Origin of the sequence: Mycobacterium sp. (assembly GCF_019247635.1) — a bacterium.
GTDB lineage: Bacteria > Actinomycetota > Actinomycetes > Mycobacteriales > Mycobacteriaceae > Mycobacterium.
In genome coordinates this window covers 18,080-42,790 of the sequence record NZ_JAFBAR010000023.1, presented here as the reverse complement: position 1 = coordinate 42,790, position 24,711 = coordinate 18,080, and the positions used below count along the sequence as shown (strand labels likewise).

The 24,711-nt window shown below is 65.3% G+C and carries 23 protein-coding genes and 1 pseudogene; 10 read left to right on the top strand and 14 right to left on the bottom strand.

Translation table 11 applies throughout. The features are described from left to right. Positions 1–2: 2 nt before the first annotated feature. From JO236_RS03915 to JO236_RS03905, 3 genes are all read right to left on the bottom strand, one after another. Positions 3–371, bottom strand: coding sequence for a hypothetical protein (locus JO236_RS03915; RefSeq protein WP_293325008.1), 369 nt, complete (start codon positions 369–371; stop codon positions 3–5). A gap of 205 nt (positions 372–576) precedes the next feature. Continuing rightward, on the bottom strand, positions 577–1,353 hold the full coding sequence (locus tag JO236_RS03910) for an aspartate/glutamate racemase family protein (protein ID WP_293325005.1): 777 nt from the start codon (positions 1,351–1,353) through the stop codon (positions 577–579). Continuing rightward, positions 1,350–3,284 carry a methyltransferase domain-containing protein gene (locus JO236_RS03905; protein ID WP_293325002.1) on the bottom strand — a complete coding sequence of 645 codons (1,935 nt, stop codon included), beginning with the start codon at positions 3,282–3,284 and terminating at the stop codon, positions 1,350–1,352. Before JO236_RS03905 ends, JO236_RS03910 begins: the two co-directional genes overlap by 4 nt. 369 nt (positions 3,285–3,653) lie before the next feature. Between JO236_RS03905 and JO236_RS03900 the strand changes: the two genes are divergently transcribed. Then, complete coding sequence (locus JO236_RS03900) at positions 3,654–4,829, top strand: thiolase family protein (protein ID WP_293324999.1); 1,176 nt, start codon at positions 3,654–3,656, stop codon at positions 4,827–4,829. Here the strand turns inward: JO236_RS03900 and JO236_RS03895 are convergent. Beyond that, the gene (locus JO236_RS03895; protein ID WP_416362149.1) at positions 4,826–5,410 is read right to left on the bottom strand and encodes a hypothetical protein; all 585 of its coding nucleotides are present in this window, start codon (positions 5,408–5,410) and stop codon (positions 4,826–4,828) included. The two genes, JO236_RS03900 and JO236_RS03895, sit on opposite strands and share 4 nt — an antisense overlap. 161 nt (positions 5,411–5,571) lie before the next feature. On the opposite strand from JO236_RS03895, the gene JO236_RS03890 reads away from it, so the two are divergent. The 3 genes from JO236_RS03890 to JO236_RS03880 all read left to right on the top strand — a co-directional run bounded on the left by JO236_RS03890 (position 5,572) and on the right by JO236_RS03880 (position 8,079). After that, positions 5,572–6,000: a nitroreductase family deazaflavin-dependent oxidoreductase gene (locus JO236_RS03890; RefSeq protein ID WP_293324994.1), complete on the top strand. Its 429-nt coding sequence runs from the start codon at positions 5,572–5,574 to the stop codon at positions 5,998–6,000. Positions 6,001–6,074: 74 nt separating this feature from the next. After that, positions 6,075–6,866, top strand: a complete 792-nt coding sequence (locus JO236_RS03885; protein WP_293324991.1) for an SDR family NAD(P)-dependent oxidoreductase — start codon at positions 6,075–6,077, stop codon at positions 6,864–6,866. A 13-nt stretch (positions 6,867–6,879) separates the two neighbouring features. Next, positions 6,880–8,079, top strand: a complete 1,200-nt coding sequence (locus tag JO236_RS03880) for an acyl-CoA dehydrogenase family protein (protein ID WP_293324988.1) — start codon at positions 6,880–6,882, stop codon at positions 8,077–8,079. Positions 8,080–8,124: 45 nt separating this feature from the next. Here JO236_RS03880 and JO236_RS03875 read toward each other — a convergent pair whose 3' ends face one another. The 3 genes from JO236_RS03875 to JO236_RS03865 all read right to left on the bottom strand — a co-directional run bounded on the left by JO236_RS03875 (position 8,125) and on the right by JO236_RS03865 (position 11,278). Then, entirely contained in the window at positions 8,125–9,375 is a 1,251-nt protein-coding gene (locus JO236_RS03875) for a MalY/PatB family protein (RefSeq protein WP_293324984.1), read from the bottom strand. 58 nt (positions 9,376–9,433) lie between these two features. Next, positions 9,434–10,216, bottom strand: a complete 783-nt coding sequence (locus JO236_RS03870; protein ID WP_293324981.1) for an SDR family oxidoreductase — start codon at positions 10,214–10,216, stop codon at positions 9,434–9,436. Between the two features lie 66 nt (positions 10,217–10,282). Next, positions 10,283–11,278 (bottom strand): alpha/beta fold hydrolase, encoded by a 996-nt coding sequence (locus JO236_RS03865; protein ID WP_293324978.1) that lies wholly within the window; start codon positions 11,276–11,278, stop codon positions 10,283–10,285. A gap of 296 nt (positions 11,279–11,574) precedes the next feature. Between JO236_RS03865 and JO236_RS03860 the strand changes: the two genes are divergently transcribed. Beyond that, positions 11,575–12,801, top strand: a complete 1,227-nt coding sequence (locus JO236_RS03860) for a hypothetical protein (RefSeq protein WP_293324976.1) — start codon at positions 11,575–11,577, stop codon at positions 12,799–12,801. A 9-nt stretch (positions 12,802–12,810) separates the two neighbouring features. On the opposite strand, the gene JO236_RS03855 is transcribed toward JO236_RS03860, so the two are convergent. Both JO236_RS03855 and JO236_RS03850 read right to left on the bottom strand, forming a co-directional pair. Next, positions 12,811–13,329: a lipoprotein LpqH gene (locus JO236_RS03855; RefSeq protein ID WP_293324974.1), complete on the bottom strand. Its 519-nt coding sequence runs from the start codon at positions 13,327–13,329 to the stop codon at positions 12,811–12,813. Positions 13,330–13,371: 42 nt separating this feature from the next. Continuing rightward, on the bottom strand, positions 13,372–14,106 hold the full coding sequence (locus tag JO236_RS03850) for a hypothetical protein (protein WP_293324971.1): 735 nt from the start codon (positions 14,104–14,106) through the stop codon (positions 13,372–13,374). 157 nt (positions 14,107–14,263) lie between these two features. Between JO236_RS03850 and JO236_RS03845 the strand changes: the two genes are divergently transcribed. Together JO236_RS03845 and JO236_RS03840 are read left to right on the top strand one after the other, a co-directional pair. Further along, a complete protein-coding gene (locus JO236_RS03845; RefSeq protein ID WP_293324968.1) occupies positions 14,264–14,812 on the top strand; it encodes a TetR/AcrR family transcriptional regulator C-terminal domain-containing protein in 549 nt (182 codons plus the stop codon). Then, on the top strand, positions 14,809–16,059 hold the full coding sequence (locus JO236_RS03840) for a cytochrome P450 (protein WP_293324965.1): 1,251 nt from the start codon (positions 14,809–14,811) through the stop codon (positions 16,057–16,059). The genes JO236_RS03845 and JO236_RS03840 overlap by 4 nt, the downstream gene beginning before the upstream one ends. A 54-nt stretch (positions 16,060–16,113) precedes the next feature. Here the strand turns inward: JO236_RS03840 and JO236_RS03835 are convergent, their stop codons facing one another. Further along, positions 16,114–17,292: a M23 family metallopeptidase gene (locus tag JO236_RS03835; RefSeq protein WP_293324962.1), complete on the bottom strand. Its 1,179-nt coding sequence runs from the start codon at positions 17,290–17,292 to the stop codon at positions 16,114–16,116. Positions 17,293–17,559: 267 nt separating this feature from the next. Between JO236_RS03835 and JO236_RS03830 the strand changes: the two genes are divergently transcribed. Next, the gene (locus JO236_RS03830; protein WP_293324959.1) at positions 17,560–18,147 is read left to right on the top strand and encodes a hypothetical protein; all 588 of its coding nucleotides are present in this window, start codon (positions 17,560–17,562) and stop codon (positions 18,145–18,147) included. A 154-nt stretch (positions 18,148–18,301) separates the two neighbouring features. On the opposite strand, the gene JO236_RS03825 is transcribed toward JO236_RS03830, so the two are convergent. Both JO236_RS03825 and JO236_RS03820 read right to left on the bottom strand, forming a co-directional pair. After that, on the bottom strand, positions 18,302–19,156 hold the full coding sequence (locus JO236_RS03825; protein WP_293324957.1) for a sulfurtransferase: 855 nt from the start codon (positions 19,154–19,156) through the stop codon (positions 18,302–18,304). A 197-nt stretch (positions 19,157–19,353) separates the two neighbouring features. Continuing rightward, positions 19,354–20,493, bottom strand: coding sequence for a glycosyltransferase (locus JO236_RS03820; protein WP_293324955.1), 1,140 nt, complete (start codon positions 20,491–20,493; stop codon positions 19,354–19,356). A gap of 243 nt (positions 20,494–20,736) precedes the next feature. Here JO236_RS03820 and JO236_RS03815 point away from each other — a divergent pair, with 243 nt between their 5' ends. Together JO236_RS03815 and JO236_RS03810 are read left to right on the top strand one after the other, a co-directional pair. Beyond that, a complete protein-coding gene (locus JO236_RS03815) occupies positions 20,737–21,906 on the top strand; it encodes an aromatic ring-hydroxylating oxygenase subunit alpha (protein ID WP_293324952.1) in 1,170 nt (389 codons plus the stop codon). Between the two features lie 18 nt (positions 21,907–21,924). Next, positions 21,925–22,692 (top strand): TetR/AcrR family transcriptional regulator, encoded by a 768-nt coding sequence (locus JO236_RS03810; protein ID WP_323802146.1) that lies wholly within the window; start codon positions 21,925–21,927, stop codon positions 22,690–22,692. On the opposite strand, the gene JO236_RS03805 is transcribed toward JO236_RS03810, so the two are convergent. Further along, positions 22,583–24,175 (bottom strand): Na+/H+ antiporter, encoded by a 1,593-nt coding sequence (locus JO236_RS03805; RefSeq protein ID WP_293324949.1) that lies wholly within the window; start codon positions 24,173–24,175, stop codon positions 22,583–22,585. The genes JO236_RS03810 and JO236_RS03805 overlap by 110 nt on opposite strands. An 80-nt stretch (positions 24,176–24,255) precedes the next feature. Then, a pseudogene (locus JO236_RS03800) lies at positions 24,256–24,705 on the bottom strand (helix-turn-helix domain-containing protein); the annotation flags it as partial. Between the last annotated feature and the right edge of the window lie 6 nt (positions 24,706–24,711).

Sequence of the window (24,711 nt, the reverse complement as noted above, 5' to 3'; positions counted from 1 at the left end):
CGCTAGCTTTCACGTCTGACGTTGAGCGCGGCCGTGATCATCGGGATCTGCAACGGCAGCCTGGCCAGCGCGGCAATGCGCATGGGCCACGGCTTGTCCCACCAGAGCCGGACCATGTTGATGTTCCCGGGAAATACCCCAACGAACAGCGCCGCGGCGGCGCTCGCGGCGGCCCGACGGGTGCGTCGCGGCAGCAGCAGCGCACCGATGACGACCTCGGCGACCCCCGACAGGTAGGTGTAGAGCCGCGGCTCGCCGGGCAGTTCGACGGGGATGATGTCGTCGAACGGCTTGGGTGCCAGGAAATGGACCGTGCCGACGCCGATCAACAACGTCGCGAGCCGGTATGCGGTGGTCTGTGTGGTGGTCATCGCCCCATTGTGTCTTGTAGGAAGAACGCCGCAGGTTCCCCCCGCCCATCGGCTGTTCACTCGCCGAGGACGTGCGCGTCGAGCGGTTGACCCGGCTGACGATCAGGGCTCCGATCCGGTGAATAGGAGGCTGGCACCGGCGCCGTGTTGGATGTCTTGAGCAACATCGCTTTTCGAATGCGACGAGCCCGAGGCCTTGCCGTGACTAAGCGGCCGAACGGGTCGACTCGACCGCAGCCCGGTTGGCCGTCACCGTTGCACCCCAAGCGCGGGCGGCACCCAGGCGCATCGCTTCGGGATCGCCGGTGGTGAGAAAGGCTCGGGAAGCCCGGGGGAGGGCGCGCGCGCCCGGATACCGCGCGGCAATCACGGTAGCCATGCGCTCGGCCGGGTCGATCAGCAGCGCGTGCGGCAGCGCTGCCGCAAACCAGCGGCTCGCGGCCGGGTAATGGGTGCAGGCCAACACCAACGCTTGCACTTCGTGGAGCGGAGCAACAATCCTGGTCAGATCGGCGCGGAACTGTGGGGAGCCGATGCGGCCTGCCTCGATGTGCCCCGACAACGGTTGCGCCACACGGGACAACACCGCCCGTCCGGGTCTGGTTAGCCCGCGCCGATAGTGTCCGGCGGCGATCGTGCGTCGACCACCGACCACGCCGATCGGTCCCGCGAGGTCGTCCGGAACGGAGGCCACCCCGTGGTCGATGATTCCCTCCACCGGGATCGGCGCCGCACCAAGCGCTTTCATCACGGTGCTGGCCGCGTTGCACGCAAGCACCACCTCGGTGGCGCCACGCACCGCGAGGTCGATCACCACCGTCGTCAGGCGATCGGTGAGCTCGTCGGCACTCATCCGGCCGTATGGGGTCACCCCCGCATCCGACCAGTACAGCACCGGCAGCCCAGGCGCCAACCGGTCCAGGGTGCCCAGCAGGCCGATGCCGCCGATGCCCCAGTCGACGATGCCAAGGCAGGCGTTCATGGGTAGCTGAGGGGAGCGGAATGCCCCTTGGCCAAGGGACCTGAATCGAAGGCCACCACCCGCGCCGACATGGTTGCCGTCAACGTTTCCAGCACGGCGGCAGGAAAGCGGCTGCCAAAGTACCAACGGTACTCGTGCTCGGCGCGAATGGGATTGTGCCGCAGCATGTTCAGCCAGTCAGGGTGAGTCGTCAAAGCGGCGAGGTCGGTGGCGAACTGGGGTCGGGCGCGCCGGGTCCGCACGTGCGCGACGGCCGACCCGGCGAGCACCCGCAGGTCGCGCATCCTCGCCGGGCGCTCGACCATGTCGACCACCCATAACCGTCCGCCGGGCGCCAGCACCCGGCGGATCTCCGCCATGACCGGATCCCAGTCCAGGTACCGGAAGGACAGAAACGAGATCACCGCGTCGACGTGGTCGTCGGGAACGTCCAGCTCTGGCCCGTTGACCCTGATGAACCGTAGTCTGGCGCGGTCGCGGTCGCGGCCGCGTTGCCGCGCCCGGGCGAGCATGCCGGCGGAGTTGTCCACCCCGATGCCGAAGTCGATATCGCCGCGGTCGTCCAACGCGCGCAGCAGAGCGCCATTGCCGCAGCCGATGTCGAGAACGCGCAGGGGACGGCCGAGCTCGGTGCGCACCCCGGCAACCCGGCCGGTTATCCAGCGCCATTCGGCATCGCGCACCCGGATGTCGACGTAGGCGCGGTCGTAGAGGTCGGCCACGCGATCGTAGGTCCGCTCCGGATACGTTGCGGCAGGGCGGCTTTCCAGCATTGGCTCCGCGGCGCAGCCGAGGTACTTGCGGACCGAGCCGCGCAAACCGTGCGATTTCTTGCCGGGTGCGGCGATCATATAAAGATTCGGACGGATCGCCGGGTGACGACCCGCCCACGCGAAATGGTCTTTGTGGGCAGAGACAGTGGTGTAGTTCTGGTTGCCGAACGTCGGAACACCGAACACGTCGGCGAAGAAGGGAGCGAACCACCGCGCCGTCCGGCAGGCGTGGAAATACGCTCGCCCGTCGTCGGCGAACGGAATCGTCATCGCTCGCCACTCGTGCGGCGAAAACTGCTCGGGCCACTCCGTCGATCCGAACATCGGGCCGTACATCCCCGCGTGACCGATCAGGTGCAGTTGGCTGAGTTTTTGTCCCACATCGACCAGCCGGGCCAACTCGGCGGTGAAATCCGCTTTGTGCTCGAGCCCGGAGACGATGACCTCGGCCTCGGGATGCGCGAGCGTCAGCTCACGGGCCATGGTCGCGGCGGCGACGCCGAATTCGGCCGACCCGCCGCGGTAGTGCGTGCTGTACGCAACCCAAATGATAGGTGTCCCTGGGTCTTTGGGTGTGATGTTTGCGAAGGGGATGCGTGGGTGATCACCCTGCGGGATCCAGGCGCCATAGTTGCCAACCAGTTCCAGTGCTTCGGCCCGGTCCAGATCGAACACCCGCATGCCGGCCGGCGGCGGGCTGTAGAGGTGCAGCGTCAGCCCGCTGTCCTCGGCCCTCATGTCGTGGATCACCTCGGGAGTGATGGGAATCGCGGTGCCCTGGTGCCGCATGGTGCTGTGGCTGACCACTAGCCGTGGGCCGTCCCAGCCGAACCGGCGTTCGTGGAATGTCCCCTCGACGGTGACGACGAAGCCGCCCGCGCCCCCGTGGTCGTGCGGCGCGCAGCTGTGACCCGGCCGCCAGCGGGCGAGCATGATCTCGACCTTGTCGTCGACACGCAGGATCGACCGTGAGTAGGGTTCGCCGTCGTTGGGGTTTTGCGCCAGGGCCGACAGCACAGGCCCTGTCGCGGCGACGCGGTCCAGCAACTCGGGGCCCGGGACCTCGCCGCGGATCGCGACGTCGGCCAGGGCGTCGAATAGCGGGGCCAACTCCCCGAGCCGCGCGGTGAATGGCAGGTCGTGCGCGATGTCGGTCATGGCGTGTCCGTTCTCGACGAACCCATCCCCGCGAGCAGTCGCAAAAGCACGCAATTCGGTGCCCAAAGGGGTGACTTTGCGTCTGCTCGGCGGAAAAGCCGCCGTGTTATTTGCCTATTGCGCCCAGGCTCGTGATGACTCCTTGAAGGATTCTCAAAGGATTCTTGGTGGATTCTTGGAAGCTCCGCCGAGCGTCACTCGGACGCCCGGCGCGCCAGGCGACGGCCCTGCCCACCCCTGCGCGGCGCATATCCGCCCGCACCTGACCTCAGGCCGTTTACTATTGCCCATACAGTATTTGTTACGATTCGCGCCAACGAATCCCATCGGCGCTGCCTACCGCAGCCAGACAGTTTCGAGGTTGACAACATGGCTACACCCGTGATCGTCGGAGCCGTCCGGACGGCGATCGGCCGCTCCTTCAAGGGGACGCTGGTCAATACCCCGCCCGAGACACTGATCACGGCGGTGCTTCCGGAGGTGGTGCGCAGGTCCGGCGTCGACCCCTCGGCAATTGACGACATCATCTTCGCCGAATCGCATTACGGCGGCGGTGATTTGGCCCGGTATGCCGCCACCGCCGCGGGCATGGATGACATCCCCGGCCAGTCGGTCAACCGGCACTGCGCGGGCAGCCTCACCGCGATTGGCAACGCCGCCGCACAGATCGGTTCGGGCATGGAGCGCGTGCTCATCGCCGGCGGTGTGCAGTCGCTGTCGATGACGCCGCTGACCAATTGGCGCATTCCCGGCCCCGAGCTGAAGTTCGAGGAGCGTTGGATGCCGCCGACGCACGTCGAAACCCCCGACGCGCCCGCCAAGGACATGTCGATCACGGTCGGCTGGAACACCGCGAAGAAGGTCGGCATCACCCGCGAGGAGATGGACGCCTGGGCGGCCCGGTCACATCAGCGGGCCATCGCGGCGATGGACGCCGGCAAGTTCGTCGACGAGATCCTGGCGCTGAAGATCACCCAACCGGACGGTTCGGTCACCGAGTTCGCCGTCGATGAGCATCCCCGTCGCGACACCACCGTCGAAAAACTGGCCGGGCTCAAGGTGCTGCACCCCGAAATCGAAGGTTTCTCGATTACGGCAGGCAACAGCAGCGGCACCAACGACGCCGCCGCGGCGGTCGCGCTCGTCGACCGCGATTACGCCAGCGCCGAGAACCTCAACGTGCTGGGCACCATCAGGGCATGGGCCGCCGCGGGTGTGCCGGCCAGGGACTGCGGTCTGGGTGCCGTGAAGGTCATCGGCAAGGTGCTGCAGCGGGCCGGTTTGTCGGTCGACGACGTGGCGCTCTGGGAGATCAACGAGGCGTTCGCTTCGGTGCCGATCGCGGCGTGCCGGGAGTACGGCATCGACGAGGAGAAGGTGAACTTCTCGGGCAGCGGCTGCAGCCTGGGACACCCCATCGCCGCCTCCGGTGCGCGCATGGTCACCACGTTGACCTATGAGCTGGCCCGGCGCGGCGGCGGTATCGGAGTGGCGGCGATGTGTGCGGGCGGCGGCCAGGGTGGGGCCGTCGTCATCGAGGTCTAGTAGCAGAACGTGTAGCCGATGAATTCGCTGTCGGCCTTGTCGGTGGAGTAGTTGGCGTAGTGCACCGCCGGCATTCCGTTGTACTGAGTGTTCATTTTCTGGGTCGTAGCCGGGGGAACGCCCTTCGGGAACGCCAAGATCATGTCCGCGAAGATCTTCAGGCCGACCGGGCAGGTGGCGTCGGCTTTCGGTGACTGGGGATTCCAGGCGTGCACGACGACCTGGTCGGTGAGCTGATAGCCCATCGCACAGTTCGGATCGCAGACTTTGAACACGGCGGTGCCCGCCCCGTCGGCGCCTTGCGCTCCCCATGCGCTCCACGACATGTCTTGCAGCGCAACGGCGACACTCGCGCATCCCACAATGTTGAGCGTCTTCGGGCGTTCGGCCGGTGGGACCGATTTGTAGCAGCCGGGAATCGCGACGTACGGCGGCGGCGCAGGAGTCGACGAGGCTGGCTGCGGCGCTGCGGTTGGGTGGTTGTGCGCCAGCTTCACCCCGACGAAGGCGAGCCCAGCGATCAGCTCTGCGGCCAGGATTGCGCCTGCCACGGTCCGGGGCTCGCGCGCAACGCGCCGCAGCGGGCTCGACGAAGGGGCGCTGCCGTTGTCGCTCACGAGTACCAGATTTACAGGTTATGGCGGGAATTTCACGCCGGGCCTTCTGGTGAGAAGATGCGACAGGACGCCAACTGCCTTGAACCGAGGGGAGCGCGCCATCGCTGATAACCCGAGGAGGCACCATGACCGACACCGACGATTTCAACCGCCGCAACATCGAGGAGTTCCGTGCCAACCATGGTCGACTCGGCGGCCAATTCGAAGGTGCCCCAGTTCTCTTGCTGCACAGCATCGGAGCACGCAGCGGCGAAGAACGGGTGAACCCCATGATGTACCTCGCCGACGGTGACCGCTACCTGGTCTTCGCCTCGGCGGCAGGAGCCGACCGCAACCCCGCCTGGTATTGGAACCTCGCCGCCAATCCCGACGCCAACATCGAGGTGGGCGACGAACATCTGGACGTCCACGCCGTCGAACTGGAAGGCGCCGAACGCGACGAGAAGTACGCCGAGCAGGCCAAGCGCTACCCGGGATTCGCCGATTACGAACGCAAGACGAGCCGCACGATCCCCGTCCTCGCGCTGCTCCCGCGAGGCTCACACAACGGCTGAACATCGCCATGCCCTAGACACTTGGGCCAGGATGTATGGTCAAGCGGTTGGCGAGCGAGAGGAGCCCCGCACCCATGGTGAGCACCGATCGCGCCCGCGCGCGAACGTTCGTCGTGACGGGAGCGGCGTCTGGCATCGGGTTAGCCACCGCCCGCCGCCTGCTGGACGAAGGCGCAACCGTCGTCGGCGCGGACCTGGCTCCGCCGCCGGAGCTGGGTCCGGACTTCAGGTTCGTAACGGCCGATGTCACCGACGCGGCCGCGGTCGCGGCCGTCTTCGACGCGGTGCCCGACCGCCTCGACGGGGTGGTCCACTCCGCCGGGGTGGCCGGCGGCGGCCCGGTGCATCTGCTCCCGCGCGAGGAATGGGACCGGGTAATCGGAATAAACCTCACCGCGACCTACCTGGTGGCGAAGGCCGCCCTGGCCCGGATGATCGAGCAACCCAGGGTCGAGGGCGAACGCGGCTCCATCGTGACCCTGGCCAGCATCGAGGGTCTCGAAGGTACGGCGGGCGGCAGCTCGTACAACGCCGCCAAGGGCGGTGTTGTGTTGTTGACCAAGAACATCGCGCTCGACTACGGCCCGAGTGGCATCCGGGCCAACGCGATCTGCCCGGGCTTCATCGAAACTCCCATGGCGCACAGCGTCTTTGGCATGCCCGGGATGGAAGATCCGCTCGCTTCCATCACCAAGGAGCACGCCTTGCAACGGCTGGGCAGGCCGGAGGAGATCGCGTCGGTGGCCGCCTTCCTCCTGTCGACCGAAGCGTCCTTTGTCACCGGTCAGGCCATCGCCGTCGACGGCGGCTACACCGCGGGCCGCGATCACGGCGTGGTCGCACTATTCGGCTTCCCCACCGACTGATAGGAGAGCAGCCATGACTTCGACTTCGGCATCGGAGACAACCGCAATGGGCGGCAAGGTCGTCGCCATGGCCCGGGGGATGCGCGAACTCGTCCAGGCCGAGGCCGCCGAATCTGAACGGAAGCGCACGCTCACCGACGCGGTCGTCGACGGGATGTGGGGCGGCGGGCTGATGTCGGCATTCAATCCGGTCGAAGCGGGCGGTGTGGAGCCGTCGTTCGCCGAGATGATCGAGACGTGGATCGAAATGGCTTGGCAGGACGGCTCGTTCGGCTGGATCGGGATCGCTAACCTGCCGTCGTCTTTCGCGGCTGCCGCCTATCTGCCCGACGAGGGGTTCGCCGAGGTATTCACCGCTCACGACAACCGGGTCACCATGGGTGGCCAGTTCTTTCCCAACGGCCAGGGGACCGCGGTCGACGGCGGCTACAAATTGAGCGGATCATGGAGCTTCGGTTCCGGCACCGGGCATTCGCAATACATCGCCGCGGGCTTTTTTCCGATGGACAACGGCGAGATGCGCTGGATCAGTGAAGGCATCCCCGACATGCAGGTGGCCGTGGTTCCCCGAGCGGACATCAGCTTCAACGACGGCTGGTTTGTCCAAGGGCTCAAGGGAACTGGGTCTTATGACTACAGCGCCCAGGACGTGTTCGTCCCGCACAGCCGGACATTCGCTCTGTTTTCCCGCGAACCGTACCGGGGCGGTTCGCCGGCCACACGCATGGGGCTGATGCCGGTGACGGCCGCCGGTCACGCTTCCTGGGCGCTCGGGGTCGCCAAGAGCATGCTCGACGATGTCGCGGAATTGGCGGCGACGAAGTATCGGATGAGCGACATGGCGTCACTGGCTAGCCGGCCGACCTTTCAGAAGGGCCTGGCGCACCACGTCGCCGCGTGGCGCGCGGCGCGCCTGTTGGTGCTCGATGCCTTCACGACGGCCGAGGCCGCCGTCGCCGCCGGTGACGAGTTGAGCCCGGCCTTGCGGGCGGACATGCGGGTGGCGGCCGTCTTCGCCACCGACATGGCGCGAGGCTGTGCGGAATGGGCGCATCTGGTCGCCGGAACCAGTTCGATCCGCGAGGGCAGTCGGCTCGAGCGCGCCTTCCGCGACATTTACACCGGCACGCAGCACGCCTTCATCAGCGAGAAGGTCGCCATCGACGTCGCGCAGATCTGGCTCGGCATCATCGACGACCAGTTTGGGCTGTAGACCCCTTTGGGACCAGCCACCCCACGAGCGTGCGCACAAGGACGCTTAACGCGGCGTGTCGTCGTACCGACTCGCACGTTCGCGTGGGGGTACTGGGGAGTGCGCGTGGGTCAGCGCTCGGCCCATCCGCGTTAGGGCTTCGGTGAGGATCACTTGGGAGGTGGCGAAGTTGACGCGTACATGCCCGTCTCCGCCAGTTCCGAAGACGTGGCCGGAGCTGAGCGCGACGCGGGCGTGGTCGAGGAACCAGCGCGCGGGTCCGGACAGATCGGAGACCACCGGCAGGCCATCGGCGCTCTGGTCGGCGAAGCCGAGGTGCCGGCAATCCAGCCAAGCGAGGTAAGTACCCTGCGGCGGTTGGTATTTGACCCCGGGCAGGTGTTCGGCGATCAGCTTGCCGAGCAGCGTTCGGTTGGCGTCAAGTCCCTGCAGCAGCGCGTCGAGCCAGTCGCCCGCGGTCTTGAATGCTTCCGTGTGCGCTCGGACGCCGAGGTGGCTCGGTCCGTGGCTAACCTCCTCGGGCATCCTTCGCAGGTCCGCGGCCGCCTCGGGACCGGCTATCGCCAGGGCCGCCTTCAGGCCGGACAGGTTCCACGCCTTGGACGCTGACGTCAGTGCGAACGCATTCTCCGCGCCTGGGACGCTCAGGTACGGGGTGAACCGCGCCCCGGGCAAGATCACCGGCGCGTGAATCTCATCGGAGACGACGCGGACGCGTGATCGGCGGGCAAGTTCGGCCACCGCACGCAGTTCGTCGGCGCTGTGTACGGTGCCGGTCGGGTTGTGCGGGTTGCAGAGTAGGTACGCAACATTCCCGCCCGCGGCGCGCGCACGCACGAACGTTAACTCTAGGACCGCCAAGTCGATTCGGCCCTCGGGGCTCAGCGGCGCCTCGATCACCCGACGGCCGTCGTGCGACACGAAAGCGTAGAACGGGGCGTATACCGGCGGGTTGACGATGACCGCACCGCCGCGATCAGTGATCAGGCGCAGCGTCTCGACGATGCCCAGCATGACATCGGGAACGAGTGCCGTGCGGCCGACCTCCAGTCCGTGCCATTGCCAACGCCGCGAGGCGAATTCGCTGACCGCTTCGGCAAACCCGGTTCCATAGGGATAGCCGGTGTCGCCCGAGCGGACGGCGGCATGAAGGGCTTCGGCCACCGTGGGCGCGAGGTTGACGTCCATCTCGGCGACCCACAGCGGCAAGACGTCAGCCGGGTGCGCACGCCACTTCATGCTGGTGCGGGTGCGCAGCTGTTCGAGCGTCAGTTCCTCGAGTGGGTTTGATGCCACGCCAGGATGCTAGCGGTGAACGGGGTCAGCCTCACGTTGGAGCCGGCAGTTCCGCCGGCTAGGTGACCCACTCGGGTTGTTGGGAGGTGTCCACCGCGCTGAAGTCCTTGTGCGCCAAGCCGGCTGTGGTGCCGCCGTCGACGACGAATTCCGAGCCCGTCGAATAGCTGGAATCGTCGCTGGCCAGATAGATCACCAGGTTCGATACCTCCTGCGGCTGGGCGATCCGACCGAGCGCCGACTGGAAGATGTCTTCGGGAACCCACTCCGTCATCGGCGTCTTGACCAGTCCCGGATGAATCGAGTTGACCCGAATTCCACTGGGCCCCAACTCCAGTGCGGTGGACTTTGTGAGTCCCCGAACCCCGAACTTGGTCGCGGTGTAGCCGTGGCATCCAAGAGTGCCGGCCATGCCCTCGATCGACGAGATGTTGATGATCGAACCGCGGCCCGCCTGCTTCATCGGCTTTACCGCGGCCCGGATGCCCAGGAAAACCCCGGTCAGGTTGATGTCGAGGATCCGTTGCCATTCCGACAATGCATAGTCCTCGATCATCCCGACGTTGATGATCCCGGCGTTGTTGACCAGGACGTCCAGGCCACCGAACTCGCCTACTGCGGTCGCGACCGCCGAGTCCCAGTCTTCGGGCTGGGTGACGTCGAGGTGGACGTAGCGCGCCTGCTCACCCAGTTCCTTAGCCACCACCTCGCCCTCGTCGTCGAGGATGTCGCCCAGCACTACCTTCGCGCCCTCGGCCACCATCGACCGCGCGTGCGACGCGCCCATGCCCCGCGCGCCGCCGCTGATCAACGCGACCTTGCCCGCCAACCGACCTGTCATATCCACTCCTGTTCTCCTGTTACGAATGGCGCGAGCAGACGCAAAGGCACCCAAACCACCGGGGTTTTAGGGTGATTTTGCGACTGCTCGCGCCGTGTTTTGATCCACCAGAACCGCGCCCTCGGGTTGGTTACCGAGCGTCTGGAGCGCGATGTCCTCACCCGCTGCGGTGAGACGAACGATCTGAGCCAGTTGCCCGGGCGCGTCGCACTGCAGGTAGTGATCGGCGCCCGGCACCACCCAGTAGCGGTTTCGGCCGGGCTTGTCCCTCAGATAGTTCTGCCAGACGTGGTTGGCCACCCGTAGGGGCGACACGTTGTCATGCACACCCCACACCAGCGTGGTGTTCACCGAAGTCTTGGAAAGCGCTTCCAGCCAACCGGTTTCATCGGCCGCCCGCTCGTTGAGGTACTGGATGACATCGGGCAGCACGCGGATCCCGTCGTCATGCGCGAAGCATTTTGCCAGGGCTGCGATCTCGGGGTCGTCCAGGGTGCGTCGCGGCATGAACGTGGCCATTCCCAGGCCGGCCGCCAGCATCTCCGGCGTCGTCGCAGCGGCGGTGTCCCGCGCCGTTGCGGGATCCAGCAGCGCGGTCTGGAAGACGGTGAGGTTCGACAACGGAAGGTAGATATTGGCATTGGTCACGATGACGTCGGCGGGTAAGGCGGTCAACATGCCTAGCGCGATCATGCCGACACTGCTGCCGCGGTCATGGGTGAGCATCCGGTAGTCCGACAGCTCCCACACTTCCGTGATCGCGTGCACCAGCAGCCGGGCGTCGTCATACAACGAATAGACATATGGCTCAGGCGGTTTGCCCGACAGGCCGTGACCTGGGAAGTCCAGCAGGAAGATGTCGAACTCAGCGCCCAGTTCACCCGCCAAGGCGAAATAGTCGATGCTCGACGTCGGGAATCCGTGCACCAAGACCAGCGGGGGAGCGCCGGGCGTGCCGCACCGACGGCCGAATATCGTGACCTCTTTGCCGTCGTTGGCGGCGGTTGTCGAGCGCCAACGAAATTTGGTCGCGCCGTTCTGCCACTCCTCGAAGATGTCCAAGCTGCAAGCATCGCAGAGGTGTTCCAACTCCACCACCAGCTGATGGCTGCGCGGACGCTCGCAAGGGTCTGGACGCATCCGTGCAGCGACGTGGATCAGACGGGACCAGCTCGGTGTCGCGCGAATGGGTGCCGTTGCCCGAGCGGTAGTGCACTGGACACCTGTCCAAGCCGGCCCTGCGCCCGGTAGACATTGTTTTGCCTGCTAGTGGGGGTCAATCGCGCCAAAGCTTGTTTCGTAGCCAAATCACCGTTACTGTTGCATACAGATTAAGTGGACACCTGTCTAGGAGAGCTATGGCCAGCCGTTACGCCGGTCTTTCCCGCGACCAGCTGATCACCCTGGTTCCCGAACTGCTGCTGATCGGACAGCTCATCGACCGGTCCGGAATGGCCTGGTGCATCCAGGCTTTCGGCCGCGAAGAAATGCTGCAGATTGCCATCGAGGAATGGGCGGCGGCCAGCCCGATCTACACCCGGCGGATGCAGCAGGCGCTCCGTTACGAGGGCGACGACGTCATCACCATCTTCAAGGGTTTGCAGCTGGACATCGGCGCGCCGCCGCAGTTCATGGATTTCCGCTACACGGTGCACGACCGCTGGCACGGCGAATTCCACCTCGACCATTGCGGGGCGCTGCTGGACGTCGAGCCGATGGGCGACGACTACGTCTTCGGCATGTGCCACACCATCGAGGACCCGACATTCGACGCAACCGCGATCGCGACCAACCCCAAGGCGCAGGTCCGCCCGCTGCACCGGCCCCCGCGGGTGCCCGCCGACCGGCACCCGCACTGCGCGTGGACGGTCATCATCGACGATTCATACCCGGATGCCCAGGCGACCCCTCAGTTGGCCATCCTCAGCCGAACACGTGCCGCGACAACGGAACTCGACCCGATAGACACCTCCGACGAGGGCAGCTCGGATTACTCCGGCGCGCTGGTCTCCGACTTCGACTTCGCCTCGTTCTCACACTCCGCACTGGTGCGCATGGCCGACGAGGTGTGCCTCCAGATGCATCTGCTGTACCTGTCCTTTGCCCTGGCTGTCCGGGCACGCGCCGGTGACGATGCCGATCTGGTTAGGGAGATCTGCAGCAAAGCGCTGACCGGGATCGCGGGGGTCGCCGCGGAGCGCATCCACCGCGGCCTGTCGTTGCCAGCCGGCGTCGACGGCGCGAAGAAAGTGCTCGAGCTGCATCCGCTGTTCAATCCGCGCGAGTACGTGTTCGCGGAGTTCGGACCGGATGAGCTGAGTGTGTCGCCGTCCCCGGCGGTCGAAGACGGAGCGTGGATCAGCTTGGTGACGCCGGCCAATGACGCCGCGTTACAGGCGATCGTCGCGGCGGTCGACCCGCGTCTGCGCGTGGAGCTGACCGGCTCGGAGACGAGCTGGAGCGCGCGGGTGATCGAGACCGACGAGCCCGCAACAGAGTTCGGCGAGGTCGCTATCACCAAGGTGAGCAAAGGTGCGTCCTTTGAATTCGAGCTCCGCAGGTCGCTGCCGTTGATCGTCGTCTGATCGGCGTTCTCACGGACAGGTCACGTGGATGCCGAACTGCAGCTGGCGCATATCGCTTTGACCGGTCGTAATCGTCTGGCCCGTTCCGGCCAGCGTGTACCCCTTGCCCTGCTTTGTCGCTTGGACCTGGCTCGCGGACTGGATGGGTTGATAGGGCATCTGATAGTCGGTTGTCCCGGCCTTCAGCGAAAGCGCAAAGCTGTTGACCGTAGGCGGTGTCTCGTCCGACAGAGATAGTGACAGCGAAGCCGAGTCGTCTTTCGCCTCGATCCGCGTGGTCTCATTCCCCGACTCGGCGGGGGTGGCACTGGGCTGCGCAGCGGTGGTCGTGCAACTGACTCCGGTGGAGATCGTGTGAGTGTGGCCGTCCAGCATGATCATTGCGGTGGTCGGCGGTGGACTGGAGCTTGGTTGAGAAGTCGGGTGGGCGTTGTCATACGAGCAGGCGCTCAGGGTAGTCCCGAGCCCGACGACGCCGAGCGTGGCGACGCAGACAAGGGCCCGACGGGCCGGTTGGCGATTCGCCATCTCAGTTCCTCTCCGGAAGCTGCACGGTGTCCGGAGACGACCCTAGCCTGACGGCCAGGCTTCCCAGCTGATCATGGTCCGTAGCGGTCCGGCGAATGCCGGTCGCACGGCCGATGATCGCCAACGTTCTGCCACGATCGGCGCCAGTGCGCGGGTCACGGCGAGGGGGTTGTCGTCGAGGTAGACGACGGTGATGTAGTGCGGATCGGCTCGCCACCCACGCGGCAGGCGTTTCCATGTGGTCGTCGTACCGAAGGTCCACGCTCCGGCGGTGCCGGGTGTGCTGAGCAGGGCCGGATTGTGCTCACTGTGCAGCCATTGCAGCCACTGGTCCGGGTGGCCGTGGGTGGGTTCCTCGACGATCAGCAGCACCCCCCGGTGCGGCCGGAACGGCACCACCTCCGCAGAAACGTGCGCCTGCGGCGAAGATTGCCACAGCAGCAGCCGCGGCCCGGATATTTGCAGCAAGGATCGCATCATGGGGAAGCGTCCCTTGTCTCGCAGTTCGCTGCCGAGCGCCACGAAATCGGCGAAGGTGTCCTCGACCGGATCGCTGACGAGATAGTGGACGACGTTGCCGAGCTGCCCGAGCGGACCGTGGGACGCCAAACGGCTGTCGAGATACTCGCCGTCGGCGACCCAGCGCAGTCCGTGCACGATGCCGGGCAGTTGATATTGCTCGGGCATGTGATCGAGCAGATGCCAGCGCAGGTAGCCGTCTTCGTCGTCCGGCGTCGCGGGGGTGAGGCTGAAAACGCCTGCCTTGACCCGGTTCACGCGACGCCCAGTTCGGGTGTGGCTACCGACAGTTTCATATCTGTGCTCCGGTGTCGACGCGGACCGATTCGGGCAGGTATGGTTTGGATTCCGTTAGATTCTAACAGCGCTCGAATTATTTCTAACATGGATCGGATCTGTCTACGGAGGTGTCACGATGACGGCAGCGGTGCGCCGGGCCTACGGAGAACTCGACCGTGCCCAAGTGGTGGCGGCGCTACACAGCCTGGCGCGGCGTGTCGGCGTCCAGCACGTGACGATGCGTGACCTGGCGGCCGAACTCGGCGCCGCGGTGCCGTCGGTTTACTATCACGTGCCGGGCAAACAGGCCGCGCTGGATCTGCTCGCCGAATCCGTGCTGGCGGAGATCCCCGTCCCGCAAACCGGCCCGTGGGATACCCGTTTGGTCGACCTGTACTGTGCGGCACGTGAAGTGATCCTCGCCGTTCCCGGCGTCGCCGGCACGCTGCAGAAAAACCGCAGCAGCGAATGTGCACGCCGCCTGGACCGGCTCAGCCGTTCGCTCCTGATCGAAGCGGGACTCACGAAAACTGTTGCCGCAGCAGCACATACGGTCTTGTACACCTACCTCTTGGGCTCCGTGAGTCTGGAGGAAGCGCGTGGCAGACGCCACGCGGCGGCACGTTTTCGCGCGGGGCTCGATGTGATCGTGGCCGGTGTCAAAGTATCTGCGGAGGACCGATGAACGTTCCGCAGCTGGGATCCCTGGTCGTCGAGAACCAGAACAGCGCCGCCGATCGCGATGCCGCGACGGTGCTCGACCCCGACACCTTCGTCGTCGGCGCGCCGTTTGACGCATTGCGCCGGTTGCGGTCGGACTCACCGGTGCATCCGGTACAGCTATCTGGGCTGCCCAGGGCCTGGCTGTTGACCAAACACGCCGACGTCCGGCGGGTCAGCCGTGACACCGAGACCTTCAGCAGCACCAAGGGCAATACGCTGGTCGTCACCGAGGCGGCGCCGAAATCGGCGATGCTGCCCGGAATCGATCCGCCGCAACACGTCCGCTACCGCAAGCTCATCAACCAGGGTTTTACCGCACGCAATGTGCTTCGGTTGGAGGCAAAGATGCGCAAGGTTGCCCGCGATATCGTCGCCGGCATCACCGAAAAGCGCGAATTCGATGCCGTACCAGATATTTCCGCGGAGATGTCGCTACAGGTGATCGCCGACGTGCTGGGCGTGCCGGCCGAGGACCGAATGGCGGTCTTCCGGTGGAGCAACGCCATCGGAACGTTGGGTATCGAGGACCCCGACTACGCTCCCACGCCGCAGGCTCTCGGTCAGGCTGCAGCCGAAATGTTCTCGTACTGCGGCGAATTGGTGGAACATCGGCGCAAACACGGCCTCACCGACGATATCTTGTCGGCGTTGCTGGCCGCAGAAGTCGACGGTGAGAAACTCAACCGTGATCAGCTCAACGAGTTCTTTCTGTTGCTGGCGATCGCCGGCAACGAGACCACCCGCAACACGCTCAGCCACGGCATCTTGGCGTTGGCTCAACATCCCGAACAGCAGGCCCTGTTGGCCGGCAATCCCGACGCAGTCCAGCCCGCGGTCGAGGAGCTGCTGCGATGGGCCACGCCGGTCATGCACTTCCGTCGCACCGTCACCCGCGACGTCGAAATCCGCGGACAGTGGATTCCCGCCGGTGACTGGGTGTTGCTGCACTATCTATCCGCCAACCGGGACGAGGACGTGTTCGACCGGCCCGACGAGTTCGACGTCACCCGCGTAGACGCCGGTCATGCTGCTTTCGGCGGCGGGGGAGTGCACTTCTGTTTGGGTGCCCAGCTGGCCCGGCTCGAGTTGCGCGTGATGCTCGAAGAGCTGTACGCCGGCGTGCCCCGCCTGGAGGTCATCGGCGCACCCGACCGGCTGCGGTCCTCGTTCTTCCACGGCATCAAGCGCCTGCCGTGCCGCACGGGCTAGTTCCTTGGCGAGGCGCTGCTCGCGGCGCGAGGCGCAGCGCGCCGCGCAGCGCAGCTAGCTGTGCGGGAAGTTCACAATCGCCTGCAGCAGGGGCAGTTGCTTTGCCCGCGGTTGCTCCGTGGGCAACCGCTGCGGGCCGAAAAACGTTCCACTGAGGTAGTTGTCGACGTTCCAGATCGATGCCTGGCTGACCTGACCCTGGTAGCCGAAATCGTCCAGGACGTAGGGAAGCGCATCGGCGTAGAGGATCGACGGGCCTTTCATCAGTTGAAAGTGCAGGTGCGGTGCGTTGGCGTTGCCGGTGTTGCCCAGTTTCGCGATCTGCTGGCCCTTCTTCACCTTGTCACCGGGTTTGACCAACAGTGAGCCCTTGATGAAGTGCGCGTACATGGCGTATACGCCGTCGCCAAGGTCCATGATGATGTGGTTGCCGTCGATGTTCTCAACCGTCAGCTTGGCGGCGAGGACAGGATCGGATGCGGGCAGGATGCCCGGGACGTTGGCGTCCATATCGTCCAGCGTTGAGGTCACGGTGCCATCGGCCACCGCGTATACCGGGGATCCGTAGGCGACGTAGCTCTCGTTCTTGGTTTTGTCACCGGTGTAGAAGTTGCCCTGGTCGTCGGTGCGTATCCAGTCGATCGCGAAGCGCTGGCTGTTGTTGAGCTTCATGTTCGCCGGAATGATGGCGTCGCGATGTGCCCACCCGGGATCGCAGCACCCGTTGAGTGCGATCCAGTCGTTGCCTCGCAGCGGCGAGCTGATCACCCGCGGTGTGCCCGCCGAGATGTCGAAAGGATCGCCCAACGTATCGATCGCAACCTGATCTTTCGAGACGGGGCTTGGGGCGCCGCTGCCGTGCAACCGCAGCATGACCGCTTTCGGAAACTGCGCCAACGTGTCGAACGTGAAATCGAGGAGCAGCGCGCGCGATGCTTGCGACGGGATGGTGGCGTCGGGGGCAGGATCGGCGGGCAGCAGACGCAGCCGGTTGCAATCACCGTAGTTGCAGGCGGGGTCGACCAATTGGTTGCCGGAGAAGGTGACGAGCACCTTCGTCGGGTCATGGGCGTCGACCACGTCGACTGAGGTGAGGTTGGCCGGCGCCGCGGTGGCGTTGGTGATCTGCACGTCGAAGGCGAGGTGATACCTGCCGTCGGTGCCGGGAAAGGGGAAGGTCGGCTGGCTGATCGGCTGCACAACCAACGGGGTGAACGCGTCGGGCACCGTCACCCCCGCGAGCGCATCGTTTTGGGCCGGACCGTTGGAGGTGGGCGTACTGGCTGAGCACGCGGCCACGCTCACGGCTAAGCCGATGACCGCCAGCATATTTCGAAGCCCCGGCCGTGCCACGCTGCGTCGTGGCGATGTCCCGCGGACGCCCTGCTGATGTTGGGCCATCTGGTTATCCTCCTTCGCTCTTCCACCTAAGCATCGCGGCGGCTGCGCGGGCGGAAAACTCGCCGGGCGAGACCGCAGCGGAGCCCTTACCATGCTCGGATGATCAACACACGGGTGATCGGGATTGGGGAATTCCGGATCAGCGCGGAGCAGACCGGCATCATCGACGTGCAGTACGTGACTACTCGTTCGATGACGAAGTCCGGCCGTGCGATTGGCTCTGGACGGGCGAGGGGAGACACGTCCAAGGGCTTCACCGGCGATTACCGTGTTCAATATTATGACGCGGCAGGCAAATTTACCGGCGACCTCGACTTACACATCGCACCGATCGGTGACTCTTATCAGCTGAACTGGCGACACCGACCCGAGAACGTCCGGCTTCCAGTGAATTTCGGCGAAGTCGTTTACGAAGGAATCGGCTTTTTGACTAGCCAGACGTCCATGGCCGTCGCGTATTGGATGTCGAAGAAGGTATCTTCGGCGATTGAGTTCAAGCCCTTGCTGTGGCCGTTTTGCTTCGCCGGCGGGCGCAACTCTAGCCGCATCCATAACACTGGACTGCCTCGGAGACACCATCGATGTGTCCGCCTCTGCGCGACAACCTCATTCGCGACACAGCGCGCCACCAATCTGTCGCTGAGAGCCGGGCACATCGCGTATCGGCCGGTGCAGAAACGCATGTGACTGTTGTGCTAAATGCGACGTGACCATCCACGGTGTGCGGTGACTTGAGCGGGTCTGGCACTACAAGCAAATCACTGCGGACAAACGCCGCCCGGCCGACCGTGGCTTGATGGAAAACTGCGCCGGCATCTGACCGAAAGATCTGCGGTACAAGCTATTCGGGGCCGCGGGCAATGGGCCGCTCGGGATCCGAAATCCACTCCGACCACGAACCCGGAAACAGCGCCGCCCCCTGGCCCGCGGCGGTGAGCGCGGCGACCGTGATGGCGGCGGTAACGCCTGAGCCGCAGTAGACGCCGATATGGTCGTGCCGTTCGACGCCCCGCGCAGAGATCAGCCGACCGAGCGCATCATTGTCCAAAAAGCTGCCGTCGTCAGCCAAAACTGTGCCGCTTGGCATGTTCTTTGCGCCGGGGATGTGGCCGGCGACGGCGTCGACGGGCTCGGCGTCGCCGCGGAAGCGTTCGGGTGTGCGCGCGTCGAGCAATGTCAACGCTTCTGAGCTGGCTTGCTCCGCCGTCAGGGTCGGCAGGCTTCCGTCATACAAATCCTGTTGCGGCACAGCAACATCCCCTCGCGACGGGGTGACGGGACGGGTCTCGAGGCTTCCGCCGATTGATCGCCACGCAACCAGGCCGCCGTCCAGAATGCGGACGTTGGGGATCCCGGCCGCGGTCAACACCCACCACGCGCGCGCGGAGCCCGCTCGATTCCAGTCGTCGTACACCACGACCAACTCGTTCTGTCGGATTCCCCATCCGCGCGCGGCGGCTTCCACGCTGGGCCCCGACGGCAGTGGATGACGACCCCGACCGGTGATCGTGTGATCGCTGAGTTCGTCCTCCAAGGACACATACACCGCCCCGGGTATGTGGCCCTGCAAATAAGACGCGCGCCCGTCCGGCTCATCGAGGCGCCAGCGCACGTCCAGAATCGACACCGGGTCGCCAGCCTGGATACGTTCGGCGACCTCTGAAGCTGTGAGCAAAACCTGTGCGCGTGGGTCCATGCCCTCGAACCTAGCGACGGTCGCAAGCGCGGCGTAGCCGGGCGCTGCGGGCCGTCGCCATCGGGACGAGCGACGGTCGCAAGCGCGGCGTAGCCCGGCGCTGCGGCGACGGTATTGGCCAATGCCGGAACGATTTTCAAATGTATTGTGCAACCGCGCCAACGGAGTTTTCATCGGCCAGGTGCCGCCTTTAGCCTCTAGGCCGTGTGTTCGGAATCGCCGCGCCGATCGGCCACTGCGCCCAAGGTCGTCAACATGTGGGCCGCTGTCCGCTGCCAGGTGAACATTTCGGCGCGACGCCTCGCGCAGCGGCGACGGTGGTGTTCGGGTCTACTGACCACCGCGGTGACCGCCCGCGCGATGGCCCGCGGGTCGTTGTCGGCGAGTGCACCGCTGTCTGGAGAGATGATCTCGGTCAGTGCCGACGTGCGCGACACCACCACCGGCGTCCCGCAAGCCAGCGACTCCAGTGCGGCCAGACCGAACGTCTCGTGCGGCCCCGGCGCCAGCGTGATGTCGGCGGAGGCCAGCAGCGCGGCGACGGCCTGCCGATTGGGAACAAAGCCGGTGAAGTCGATCGGCAGCCCCGCGGACTGGCGTTGCAACCTGGCCCTCAACGGGCCCTCGCCCATGACGACCAGTCGCGCGTCGACGCCGGCGTCGCACAGCGCGGCGAGGGCATCGATGCTGCGGTCCGCCCGCTTTTCCACCGACAACCGGCCGCAATGGACCAGCAGGATCTGCGCTGGCGCGGCCCAGCGCTGCCGCACCATGGCCGAGTGGCGGCGGGGGTGGAACGTCTGGAGGTCCACGCCCAGCGGGACGGTCACCGTGTTCGTCGCGCCGATCCGATCGAATTCTTCTCGCGCAAATCCGGTGGTGCAGACGACGGCGTCGTAGTTGGCGGCGGTGCGTCGGTTCGCGAAGTCCGCGAATCTCTGGGCGGTCCGAGGCGGAAGCACTTGGCCGACAAGGCGATCCAACCGCTCGTGGGAAATCATCACCGTAGTGACGCCGTGTTCACGGCCCCACGGGCCTAGCGACCGCAAGGTGAGTCGATCGGAAACCTCCAAGGCGTCGGGCTTGAGTTCCTCGAGCAGCTCTCGCACGGGTCCGGGCAGCACCGCCCGGTAACCGCCCGTGAAGGGAATCAATCTGGCGGGCAGCGTGATTCGCACGACTCCGCTGCGTAGCTGGCTGCGGCCGGCGCGTGGACCGGGAACGACCAGAAACACCCGGTGTCCGGCGGCGCAGTATTCCGCACCCATCCGGTCCACGGCCGTCCGGAGGCCGCCGGAGCGAGGGCCATAGAAGTTGGCGACCTGAACGACACGCATACTCCTGAGATCAACCGGCGCTCATGTGCAGTCAACGATGCGGGATAGACGCTGGCCTGAACACTCCGTGAAATCCCGACTTTATCGGGATTACCGAGCGCGGCCACGCGCCGATGACCTTCTGCGCGCTGCGCACCGATGCGCTGGGACCGCGGTCATCGGTGTCCACCTTTCCAGGTGCACGCCCCACGAGCGAATTTAGTCTTGACCATCCATGCAGTTCATCGTGTATGGTCTGTTGGTATGACCGCGGAGGGACTCGAGCAGCGGGAAATCACCGAGGATTTGACGCGGCGCGCTTTGCAATTGGCGCTGACCAAAACCACGGACATGGCCGCCGACGTGTTGCGGGTGCCGTTGCACTATTACCGGGACCCCAAGCTCCCCGAGATCGAGGAATCGCAGATCCTGCGCCGGACGCCGTTGGCGATCCTGCCCAGCGTGCAGATCCCTAATCCGAACGACTTCGAAGTCCGGTCGGTGCTGGGCAGTTCGCTGCTGGTCACCCGGGACCACTCCGGCGCCAGCCACGTGCTCTTGAACTACTGCCGCCACCGCGGCGCCATGCCGGCCTGCGGATCGGGCAACGCCTCGCGATTCACCTGTCCCTATCACGCCTGGACCTACCGGAACACAGGTGAATTGTTCACCGTCCCAGGTAAATCCGGCTTCGTGGAAATGAAGACCGAAGACTACGGCCTGGTCGAGTTGCCCAGCCGGGAGGCATACGGCTTCATTTGGGCGGTGCTGAGCACCGACAGTTCAATCGACATCGACGCCCACCTTGGCCCGATGGCTTCGCAGCTGGCCGAACTGGACTACGGCTCGTTCGGCTATCACACCCATCGCGAATTCGTCTCCGACGTGTCGTGGAGGGGTGCTTTGGAGGCCTTCGCCGAGGGCTATCACTTCCCGTATGTGCACGGCGAGAGTCTGATTGGGCAAAATGCGTTGCCGAATATGGCGACTTACGACGAATACGGCAGGCATCACAGGCTCGGGTTTCCGTTCACCTGGATCACCAACCTGGAAACCGACGCCGGTGCTTCCTGGGATGTGCGCGACAACATGGGTCTGATCTATTGGATCTACCCGAACCTGGTGCTGGCCAACAGCTCCGTGGGCGTGGAGGTCATCGATATCCTTCCCGCCGGTGCGCCAACTCGGTGCACCGTGCGGCACACTTGGCTGGCGCGCATCCCGGCCACCAGCGATGAGATGCGCGCCGGATACGACATGATCTACGACGCGGTGCACGCGGCGGTCCGCAACGAGGACTTCGCGATGCTGCCGCAATGCGGTGAGGGCGTGCGCCAGGCGCAGCACGACCATATGATCATCGGCCGCAACGAGATTGGCGTCCAACACATGATCAGGGTCTTCGCCGAGCAGCTCGGCTTGGGACTTCTCTAGCGTTGAGCCAGCAATTCGATGCGAAGACACGGTTGGTCTGGGGAACTGCCGGCGAGCGACGACGAGGCCATCGCGCGCATCATCGGCGCGGCACGCCGCACCATCGAGGAATTCGGTGCGGAGATCAGGATCAGCGATATCGCCCGCGACCTCGGGATTACCCGGCAAACCGTGTATCGATATTTTCCCAGCACCGACGCGCTGCTGGCGGCGACGGCACTGTCCCGAGTCGGCCCGTATCTCGACCGGATGGCTGCCCACCTCAACTCGATTCGTGATCCCGCCGAAGCGGTGGTCGAGGGCATCGCCCACACCCTAGAACAGCTACCCGACGACCAATATCTGGGGTTGTTGCTGACCACCGATCGGATGCCGTCCTACTCGGCGAGCGTGACCTCGGATGTGGCTCTCGCGCTGGGTCGTTCGATCATCGATCGATTCAACGTCGACTGGGACAGCGTCGGCCTCACTGACGACCGCCGCGACGGCTTGGTCGAATTCATGCTGCGGATTTTGCAGTCGTTCATCGTCGATCCAGGACGTCCCCAGCGCTCGGGCGCCGACCTCCGCGACTACCTGCGCCAGTGGGTCGCCCCCGCGATCACCCACTACCGACCGGTCGCCCAGCCCCCTAGCCGCCCGACTCGGGCCGGACCCAGCGCCGCATCGGGCGCGGTCAGTCCTGGTCTACCGGATCGAGGAGTTGCACTTCCTCCAGGTCCATCTCCGCCTGCAACTCGCGCAGCACGATGTCGTCGATCAGGTTTTGGTTGCGCAGCGCGGTAATTTCCTCCCGCTTGTGCGCGAGCACTCCAAGCCGCACCCGACGAATCAGCTCTCTGCGCTCGGCCAAGTGGCTGATCTCGGAGTCGTCCTCGGTGGCCAGAATGAGCGCGGTGTGTTTTTCGTATTCCTGTTGCAACCGGCGCAGCATTTCCTGATCGGCCCCGAGCGCGCTGGCGACTGAGGGCAGGGCGTCAAGGGCGGCTTGAGCGCCGCGGGTGCGGGCCAGACGCAGTTCTTCGGCGTGGGCAACGTCCTCGGGCATCCGCGCCCAGCGAACGACGGCCGGCAGCGTGGTCCCTTGGACTACGACGGTCAGGAGGATGACCACCACAACGACGAAGATGATCAAGTTCCGGTCGGGGAATGGCTGGCCGCCATAGGTTGTCAAGGGGATGGCCAGCGCCGCGGCGAGAGATACCGCGCCGCGGAATCCCGCCCAGGCGGTCACCATCCGTTGGCGCCAGGTGACTCGACGGGTGCGCTGCACCTCGCGACGGTCGATGACACGAATCAATACTGTGGTGGCTTCCCCCCAGAAAAGCCGCGACACCACCACGACGCCGGTGACGGCCAGAGCGAGTAAAACGGCATGGTGCAGCCCCCCGTCGACGTGGGTAATGCCCTTTGCGGCACTTGGGATTTGGACTCCGACAAACACCCACAGCGAGCCGTTGAGTAGAAACGTCGTGATGTCCCAGAACGCGAAAGCCTGAAGCCGGGAACGAGCCCGGATCACCTTGGGACCGAAGTATGTGAGCATGAACGCCGAACCCAGCACCGCGACCACCCCGCTGCAGTCGAACGCCTGGGCAAGCAGAAACGCCGCGAAGGGCGTCAGCAGGCTGAGGGCACCCTCCTCAAGCGGTGAGTCGATGCGCCGGCGTAACAGGGTCACCACTCCACCGACGAGGAGTCCCGCCGCAATGCCGCCGAGATAGGAGCTGACGAAGCGCACGGTCAGCGCGGCGGGGCTGACGGGGGCACCTCCGATGGCTACTGAGACGCTCACGGCATACAGCACCAGCGCGGTCCCGTCGTTGATGAGGCTCTCGGCGCGCAGCACGGTCAGGGAGCGGCGCGGCAACTTTTTGGCCAGGCCCGCCACGGCGGCGGCGTCGGTGGGGGAGAGCACGGCGCCTAGGACCGCCGCCGCGTGGGATTCCATGCCGAGTGCTCGCGCCGTCCACGACACCGCTACGGCGGTGGCAATCACCAGGCCGATGCTGAGAAAGACGATGACGCGAGCGTTGGTACGGACCTCGCGAAAACTGGTGTTCATGCCCTCCCAATACAGGATCGCTGGCAGGAACAGCAGCAACACGATTTCGCCGTCGATCCGGACGTTACCGAAACTGGGAATCAGACCCAGCAGGCCGCCGAGGAGGATGAGCAGAACGGGGGGCCCCACGCGGTAGCGGCGGCCCAGGATCGTTCCCACGATGACGGTGGCAACGAGCGCGACTATGACGACGAGCCCAAGCACCAGCCCATCCTGCCGTACGGCTGCCGGAGCGTCCTGCCGAGTGTGAACCCTGCGACGCAACACGCCGCCGGACCGTCGTGAAATGCACACTCGGAGGTGCCCAACGCTTCTTCCAGCTGAACGTGCAACTCCGGACTCGTCTCGGCATCCATGCTCAGCCAGCGCCGCAGCAGGAATCGTGCAGTGGCCAACCTGTGTGGACCAGAAGCGACGGCGCATATCGATTGCCGCATCGACACCCATGCGCGCAGCGACCATTTCGATGAACTGGCGATCATCGGTCTCGGTGATCCACGCCGATTGACGGTCTCGGCGACCGCTTGGCGGACGGGTGCGACTAGCAGGTCCTCCGTGGTAGAGGCATGCCGAAAATAGGTTCTGATCGATATGCAGGCCGCGGTGGCGATGTCCTCGGTGGTGACCGCGGCGAATCCGCGCTCGGCAAAGAGTCGGTGGGCGGCCTGCTGGATCTCGTGGAGCAACTCTGCGCGGCGGCGGTCCCGCAACGAAATGTTGTTTGCGGCCATCATGGTGTC

Bases quoted from the DNA above. Each gene is read 5' to 3' on its own strand.
- JO236_RS03915 (WP_293325008.1), bottom strand. From the start codon at position 371: ATGACCACCACACAGACCACCGCATACCGGCTCGCGACGTTGTTGATC.
- JO236_RS03910 (WP_293325005.1), bottom strand. From the start codon at position 1,353: ATGAACGCCTGCCTTGGCATCGTCGACTGGGGCATCGGCGGCATCGGC.
- JO236_RS03905 (WP_293325002.1), bottom strand. From the start codon at position 3,284: ATGACCGACATCGCGCACGACCTGCCATTCACCGCGCGGCTCGGGGAG.
- JO236_RS03900 (WP_293324999.1), top strand. From the start codon at position 3,654: ATGGCTACACCCGTGATCGTCGGAGCCGTCCGGACGGCGATCGGCCGC.
- JO236_RS03890 (WP_293324994.1), top strand. From the start codon at position 5,572: ATGACCGACACCGACGATTTCAACCGCCGCAACATCGAGGAGTTCCGT.
- JO236_RS03885 (WP_293324991.1), top strand. From the start codon at position 6,075: ATGGTGAGCACCGATCGCGCCCGCGCGCGAACGTTCGTCGTGACGGGA.
- JO236_RS03880 (WP_293324988.1), top strand. From the start codon at position 6,880: ATGACTTCGACTTCGGCATCGGAGACAACCGCAATGGGCGGCAAGGTC.
- JO236_RS03870 (WP_293324981.1), bottom strand. From the start codon at position 10,216: ATGACAGGTCGGTTGGCGGGCAAGGTCGCGTTGATCAGCGGCGGCGCG.
- JO236_RS03860 (WP_293324976.1), top strand. From the start codon at position 11,575: ATGGCCAGCCGTTACGCCGGTCTTTCCCGCGACCAGCTGATCACCCTG.
- JO236_RS03855 (WP_293324974.1), bottom strand. From the start codon at position 13,329: ATGGCGAATCGCCAACCGGCCCGTCGGGCCCTTGTCTGCGTCGCCACG.
- JO236_RS03845 (WP_293324968.1), top strand. From the start codon at position 14,264: ATGACGGCAGCGGTGCGCCGGGCCTACGGAGAACTCGACCGTGCCCAA.
- JO236_RS03840 (WP_293324965.1), top strand. From the start codon at position 14,809: ATGAACGTTCCGCAGCTGGGATCCCTGGTCGTCGAGAACCAGAACAGC.
- JO236_RS03830 (WP_293324959.1), top strand. From the start codon at position 17,560: ATGATCAACACACGGGTGATCGGGATTGGGGAATTCCGGATCAGCGCG.
- JO236_RS03825 (WP_293324957.1), bottom strand. From the start codon at position 19,156: ATGGACCCACGCGCACAGGTTTTGCTCACAGCTTCAGAGGTCGCCGAA.
- JO236_RS03820 (WP_293324955.1), bottom strand. From the start codon at position 20,493: ATGCGTGTCGTTCAGGTCGCCAACTTCTATGGCCCTCGCTCCGGCGGC.
- JO236_RS03815 (WP_293324952.1), top strand. From the start codon at position 20,737: ATGACCGCGGAGGGACTCGAGCAGCGGGAAATCACCGAGGATTTGACG.
- JO236_RS03810 (WP_323802146.1), top strand. From the start codon at position 21,925: ATGCGAAGACACGGTTGGTCTGGGGAACTGCCGGCGAGCGACGACGAG.